The sequence below is a fragment of the Prosthecobacter sp. genome (genome assembly GCF_044378005.1).
Lineage (GTDB): Bacteria > Verrucomicrobiota > Verrucomicrobiia > Verrucomicrobiales > Verrucomicrobiaceae > Prosthecobacter.
The window spans coordinates 1-6798 of record NZ_JBILYB010000215.1; the positions used below are offsets into that span (position 1 = coordinate 1).

Consider the following 6798-nt stretch of genomic DNA (forward strand, 5'->3'; position numbering starts at 1 on the left):
TCCACCACCATGCCCACACGAACCGACCCTGAAATCGAACTGCCACCCGATGCCGCCACTGCTGACGATCATCGCAACCCGCGCCGCCGAAGACGTGATGAAGAGGAACCGCTCCCTGATGTGGGGTCACTCGTGCAGCCGGAGCCCCGCCACGACCTCGACAAGATGATCCTGCATCCTGAGGTGAAGACGGACATCCACGCTGGCCTGCGAGCGCTGGAGATCCGCGCCGATTTGGACCGCATCTGGAACCTGAGCAGCATCCAGCCGCAGCAGGGCCGATGCATCCTCAACTTCTACGGCCCGCCCGGCACAGGCAAGACGCGTGCTGCCCTTGGCATCGCACTGCGCCTCAGCAAGCCGCTCTACCAAGTGGATTACAGCGCGGTCATATCGAAATACCTCGGTGACACCGCCAAGCACATCAAAGCGGCGTTCCAAGCGGCACATGACCAGAATGCCGTGCTGTTCTTCGACGAAGCCGACAGCCTGCTCTCCAAACGCGTCTCCACCGGCGAGTCCTGCTCCACCAGCATCAACCAGAACCGCAACTGCCTGATGCAGGATTTGGATCGCTTCGATGGCGTGGTGATCGTGACCACTAACCTGTTCAAGAACTACGACCCCGCTTTGCAGCGCCACATCAAGTTCCGCATTCCATACGCCTCCATGCGCCGGGAGTTGTTCGCCCTTCACCTGCCCAACCCGGAGCGGGTGCGGGCGGATTACGCGGTTCTCGGGGGCTTTCCATAGGCCTGAGCGGCGGAGACATCCTGAACATCTGCCTGAATCCCATCTACGCGGGAAGCACGAACCCATACCCGGAGCAGTGGAGGGTCACGCAGGCGATAATCGAGCGGGAGATTGCGAAGGCTAGGAAGGCGGAGGCAGAGCACTCGGGGAAGAAAGCGGGGCCGAACCAAAGGATTGGGTTTTTTGTGGGTTCGATTCTGCTTTTATTTTCGCCTGATTTGACGTTGTTTTTTGACAACTCACAAGCTATAGCCCAGAACGAAGTGTCCAGGACTCCTCCACCAGCGAAGCGGTCTGACCGGGCTCGCGCTGGATGCCCGTGATTTCTTCGGCCAAGGGCGTAAGCCCCCCGATCGCTGGGGAACTCCGGCTCACAACGATGTCGAAATTAACCTCGCTTCTCGTGCCAGTATCAAATACATTTAATAGCTTGACTGTTCCCAAACCGTTTGGGGCGACTGTGTAGGTCCCGGTCGAACTCACCTGCAACAATTTGCGGCCACCGGCGCCATCACTAGTGTTAATAGTAACCACCCGCCGCACGCGCCCAGCACCGTCAAACCAAGTAACGCCGAGTGATCGGGACAGGTAACCTCCAGCTCTTCCCGACGAGGCATAGGACCCCATCAAGGAGCGCGTGCTGAAACCCATCTCGCCCCGCCGGTTGGCCTTGGCCGGGAGGATAAACACGCCAGCCGCCAGAAAGGCAGTCACAAGCAGTATTGACAGACTAAATTTGGTCTTTATTTCGCTTTTCATGTTGTGCAGTTGATGTTGTGAGAATTTCTGATTCTACGATGAGATTTTGGAATAGTTCACGCAGAGAATTATTTCAAGATGACCTGTCCCGACCAGATCGGCGATGTGCTCAGCGTGGTCTTCACCGCTCCCTGCTGAGATGGCAGTTCGGCTAACTGGAACTGGCCCACGCCCATGCCCAAGCGAGGCACCAGCACCCCGGCGTAGTTCACCGTGCGTTCCAGCAGTGCGATCGGGGGCGTTGTGCCCGTGGGATCGGGATCGTTCTTCAACGTGAAGATGCCGTTCATCAACCCGCTGCTTGCGGTGATCGTCAAGGTTACGATCGCGGGATTGTTGGCTGCAGTTGGCATCATCACTTTGTTCGTGCTGGTGATGCGCACCGGCACTGAGCCCACCTTGGACGCCATCACCGATCCAACTATGGGGGCAGGTCCGGTTAGACCGCCTTCGGAGAACTTGAGCGATGCGTTCGTGGTACCCACGCCCGCATCCACCAATCCGAGCAGCACCTGCCCTTTGGTCGGGGCCGCATAGCGACCTCCTGCCACCGCCAGATTGTGCAGCGGGATCCCTTGCTTGTAGCTGCGTGTCGTGCTGCTGGTTGCTTGCGTTTTCTTGAGCCAGTCGATGGTGCCGTCCAGTAGCGCTTTGCCGCCATTGACAATCGGGGCGGTGTCGTCGCTGATCTTCACCCAACCATGCGCTGATCCTGCGGTGGCCGCTGAGTTGGCGTTGTAGAGCAGTTGATGAAACGGGATTTCGCCCCCGGCTGCCACCGCGCTGCTGCCGGTGATCGCTGTGCCATCGGCCAGCTTTCCGCCCCACGTCACCATTCCCGCGGCACTGACGATCATGGTCAGGTAGCCATTGCCCTGCGGGTAGGCAATGTCGCCCACCAGCACTTGGTCCTGAATATCCAAAGCGGCGGTGTAAGCACCGGTTCGCCCGTTGGTCGGGGCGGCTTGGCGCCAGCCGTGGAGGCTCAGAGCTGCGCTTGCGCCTCCATCGCTGAGCGTTCCGGCCAGTTCGCCGGTGTCTTTGTTGATGGTGAACTCTAGGGTCAAATCGGGAATGCTGTCACTTGCAGTGCCACGCACCAAATTCACGGTGGCGGTCGCATCGGCATTCAGCGCCGCATCCAGCCTGCTGCCGCCGGGCATTCTGTAACTCTTTTCCTCGAGTTGCAGCGTGCCGGTGAAACTGCCCGTGCTGGTGATCACCAGGTTGGAAAGCATGCCACCGTGCCCTTGCAGCGTGCTACCTACCGCTGGACCGCTCAGCTCGGTGTTGCGATCTGCCAGTCCATTGAAGGTGCCTGTGACCGTCGAAGGCAAGGCATGCACCAGCAGCGTGCTGGTGGCAGTGGCGCTTCCCTTGGCATTGCTGACCTTGAGCGTCACGGCGTATGGCGTGGCTTTAGAGACGCTTGGCTTGCCGCTGATCACGCCCGTCGTCGCGTTGCAGGTCAACCCCGTTGGCAGGCCTGTCGCAGTGTAACTGGTCGGGATGAGTTCGGCGGAATCATTGACTGGAATTGGGAAACTGTAGCTGCCGCTGACAATGGCATCTGGCATGACCACCGGCGTGAGGATTTCCGGCTTCCCGCTGAATACCTCCAGTGTATTGTCACCACCGTTGAGCTTGCCACCGGGACCCGTGACTTCGCAGGTGTAAACGCCCGTGTCGCTGGTGGCGAGGTTCTTGATAGTGAGAGTCTTGGTCGCGGCTCCCGTTATGCGTGCATCTATCGGAAGGTCAACCCCGTCCTTTTTCCATGCATAGGTCAATTGGTTGCCCGCCGTCGCGGTAGCGAAGGTGGCGATGGCTCCCGCACCTAGCTTATAAGTTTTGGCCGAAGTATCCACCACACCGAGTTCTGCCACAGGGGAAATCGCGCTGCCGATGGCATTGGAGGCTTTCAGCGCATATTCGCCGGCATTGGCAAAGGAAGCCGAAGCCAAGGTGTAAATTACATTGGTTGCACCAGCGATGGCAACGCCGTTTTTGAGCCATTGGTATCTAAGCACCGCTCCGCTGACCGGCCTGCTGAACCCAGCCGCTGAACCCAGTGCAACCAATTGCGATTCAGGAGCGGATGCAATGGCGGGTGCAACCGTGACGCGCACGCGCACCGTAAAAGCTCCGGTTTTGGCCATCCCGGCGCTGTTGATGGCGACCACATTGACCTTAGTTTCACCAATAGGGAAGCGGGTGCCGCTAGGCGGGGTGATGATGGGTGCCAGAGCTCCATCAATGGGGTCGGACGCAAAGATGTTGTGAGTAACCACCTTGCCCTCGGCGGATTCGGCTTCGTAAACCACGGGCGAGGTTGGAAGGTCCAGAGTCGGGCCGCCAGCGGAAGCTGGCCGCACGAGTCCTATCTGCAACTTCCCGAGTCCGGCAAGGCGGGGGAGGTCCGTGTTCCCGATGGCAACACCCTGCAGCGTGATGGTCTGGTCGATGACCGATCCTGTCCCGGCGTGCTTCACCTGGAGAATCGAATCGACCCTGGGCGCGTTGCCTTCACTCCGGGTAACAACTGTTTTCACCGAGAGGTATTGGGAAATCGCGCCTGTTTTCCCGGCGAAAACTTCTGTCAGATCGATCACGTCGTTTTCCTGCTCGGAGAAGTCGGTGATCACGTCTGCGTTGCTGCCGCTCACAAAGCAAAAACGATCCTCCCCACGTCCACCGCTGACCCGGTTGTTACCGGGACCACCTCTCAGAATGTCGTTCTTGCTACCGCCAGTGATTTGGTCATCCGCCTCACCGCCGTTCATGGTATTGGGAACTGTATCATCGCCGTGCATTACCAACGGGAGGGCGGAGTCACGATAATTCCAGCCGCGGACGCGATCCCATCGCGAACTTTGATAATCCTGAATGAGCGAGCGTATCCGGGCAGTCAAAGAACTTTCGAAGAACAAGACCTCGCGTAGGCTTCCGGAAAAAGAACTGCCAGCACTGGATGCGGCCAAAGGCTGCGCCGCACCAATCGTCGTGAAGGAAGGCGCCGGAGACAGGGCGGTTGTTTGGGACAAAAAGCGAGAGGGCCCGCCAAATTGCGGACTCCGCCCCAGGCCAACGTCCAGACCCGAACCCGAGGAGTTGCTCATCAGCGTGAATTGTGCGGACGCTTCGCCAGTAAGAGCCGGACCCATGATTTGGCGTCCGTTCTGCAGCACCTGAAGACCCATGGAACTGGTATTTCTCAGAATAGGTACCAACGATATCTTAAGCGCGGATGAGGAAAACAAAGCCTGCTCTGAGGCGGTGACCGTGCCCTGACCAAAGACCATAAAGGCCGTAAAATCGTCATCCAAGGCTAGGTCCTTGTCATCGAGATAGAAGAACTGGCCTCCAGAAAAGCTCACCCGGCCGAGTCCATTGGTGACGGGGCGGCGTGACGCCGCCGGCTGATAACCATCTCGTCTGGCAGTGGCAATATCCGCCCACTCAACCACCGGACCTGCGGCACCCAGCTTTTCCGCATCAAGCCACACGTCCGGCGCGCCAGCCCATCGCAGGCCTGGGGAAAAGGCTTCAATCACGATCGCCACCTCTTGCGGTGGCACATTGGCAGTATTTAAGTCCTCAATGCGAATCTGCGTGGTGCCTTTTTGGAATGCCATTGGAACGTCGATGCTGATGCTGCCGGCAAGGATGTCCGCGTAATTGAACGAGTCCCCAGTCGCCACAGCAGACCCCGACCGTTTCCATGCCAAGCCACCTCCCCCCGTGTCCAAGAGCGTAAGCTTGATATTGGCGGCGGTGGTGTCAGCGTCTGCGATAGGCAAGTAAACCCCGGCAGTGCCTCCCGCAGTCACCACCAGTAGTGAGTTCTGGAGGACTGGGGCACGGTTCGCGGTTCGCGGGTTGGTGCCGAGTTGGAACTCCTTGAGGGTGTTCCACCTGTCGCCGTCCGCGTCCGCCAGCGCATCCGCCTTGTTGTTGGGATCAAAGCCATAAAGCTGTTCCCACCAGTCTGGGATACCGTCGCCGTCCGTATCCGGCGTCAGGAAGTCCGTCTTGAAGTCCAGGCGGATTTCCCTACCCCGGTCTGCGAAGCTGGTGGAGATCTCAGCCGCCTGGCCCGGATCGAGCAGGCTGGCAGGATGACCATTGACCGTGACGGACTGGATGGTGTAGGTGGTGGCTCCAGTGCCGACAGCAAGCGTGGACGCCAGCTCGTCGGCTGCTGGTGCGGTTGCCTGGGCCAGCACTGCCCGGTAAGAAAATTCCCCGTTTGCTCCTGCCTTGCGCAGGGGGATCTCGAAATCGAGCACATGGGAGGCATTCTGCTTGTTGACCAGCTTCACACGCAGCGTGCCGCTGAAGAACTGATACCCTCCGCCCTGCCCAACTTTGAGCACCTTGCCGTGGACGACGAGTGGAGGCTCATCGAAGCCCTGTGCGCTGGCACCCGTGGCGCAGTCGAAGACCAACGCTGCAAGCAGCACAAGGAATCTGTTTCGGTGTAAATCTCCGGTGTTCATGAATTCAAGTTCCTTTCGGTTTCAAGGGTGCGTTTGCGGGGGGCTTCGGTGTCTTCGGTGTCTTCGCCGGTTGCGCCGTTGGCACTAGACCCGGCGCGCGGGCGCCGCCCCTCGGGGGAAGATCTGCCACCGCCGCGAGGGCCTCGGGAAAACGTTCGGCGCGCTCAGTCGAAAGCACGCGGCGGGTGAAATCTTCTTGTAGCGACTGGCGGCGCTGCTCGACCAGGCTTCGGCGAATCTCCTCGCTGACTGCCTCAAAAGGCTGGACCTTGGCGGAACGCCGCTCGGTCAGGCGCACCAAGAAGAGACCGTCTTTGCTCGCCACGATGCCGCTGAGGTCGCCCGGGTTTTGCAGCGGAGCGGCGAGTTCCAGCACCGCCTGGTGCCAAGGGTCGCTGCCGGGGCGGAGTTCCAGCCAGCCGAGGTCGCCGCCGATCAGGCGGGAGGGCTTGTGTTCGGTGTTACCCACGGCGGCGGGGCCGAAGCCGGCGGCGACGGGGAACTGGTCCCCGCCAGCAGTGACCTCGGCGCGGATCCGCTCGAGGCGCGGGCGGTAGCGATCGACCAGCGGTTGCTGGCCGCGTGTGTTGAACCAAAGCAGGGCCACGCGCACAGCTTCGGGCTGGGTATAGGCACTCGCGCGCTGCGCGTCGTAGCGGGCGCGCACCTCGTCATCGGAGACTTTGACGGCCGCGAGCTGGGGCGCGAGCCGCACTTCCTGCAGGCGGGCGATGAGCAGCGACTCAATCTGGGCCGCCGTCTCGGGGTCGCGTTCCAGTCCGGCTTG

Annotated in this window: 3 protein-coding genes; 1 reads left to right on the forward strand and 2 read right to left on the reverse strand. The window is 60.2% G+C overall.

The window, feature by feature from the left end; all coding sequences use genetic code 11:
- On the forward strand, positions 1-753 hold a 753-nt coding region (locus tag AC6FTP_RS24510), incomplete at its 5' end, for an ATP-binding protein (RefSeq protein WP_497209536.1).
- Positions 754-1580: 827 nt separating this feature from the next.
- Here AC6FTP_RS24510 and AC6FTP_RS24515 read toward each other — a convergent pair.
- The gene (locus AC6FTP_RS24515) at positions 1581-6011 is read right to left on the reverse strand and encodes a putative Ig domain-containing protein (RefSeq protein WP_497209537.1); all 4431 of its coding nucleotides are present in this window, start codon (positions 6009-6011) and stop codon (positions 1581-1583) included.
- A gap of 4 nt (positions 6012-6015) precedes the next feature.
- A partial coding sequence (locus AC6FTP_RS24520) for a peptidylprolyl isomerase (protein ID WP_497209538.1) occupies positions 6016-6798 on the reverse strand: 783 nt, incomplete at its 5' end.

What these genes read in the sequence shown, in the direction of transcription:
- AC6FTP_RS24515 (WP_497209537.1), bottom strand. Translation starts at nt 6,011, where the DNA reads ATGAACACCGGAGATTTACACCGAAACAGATTCCTTGTGCTGCTTGCA.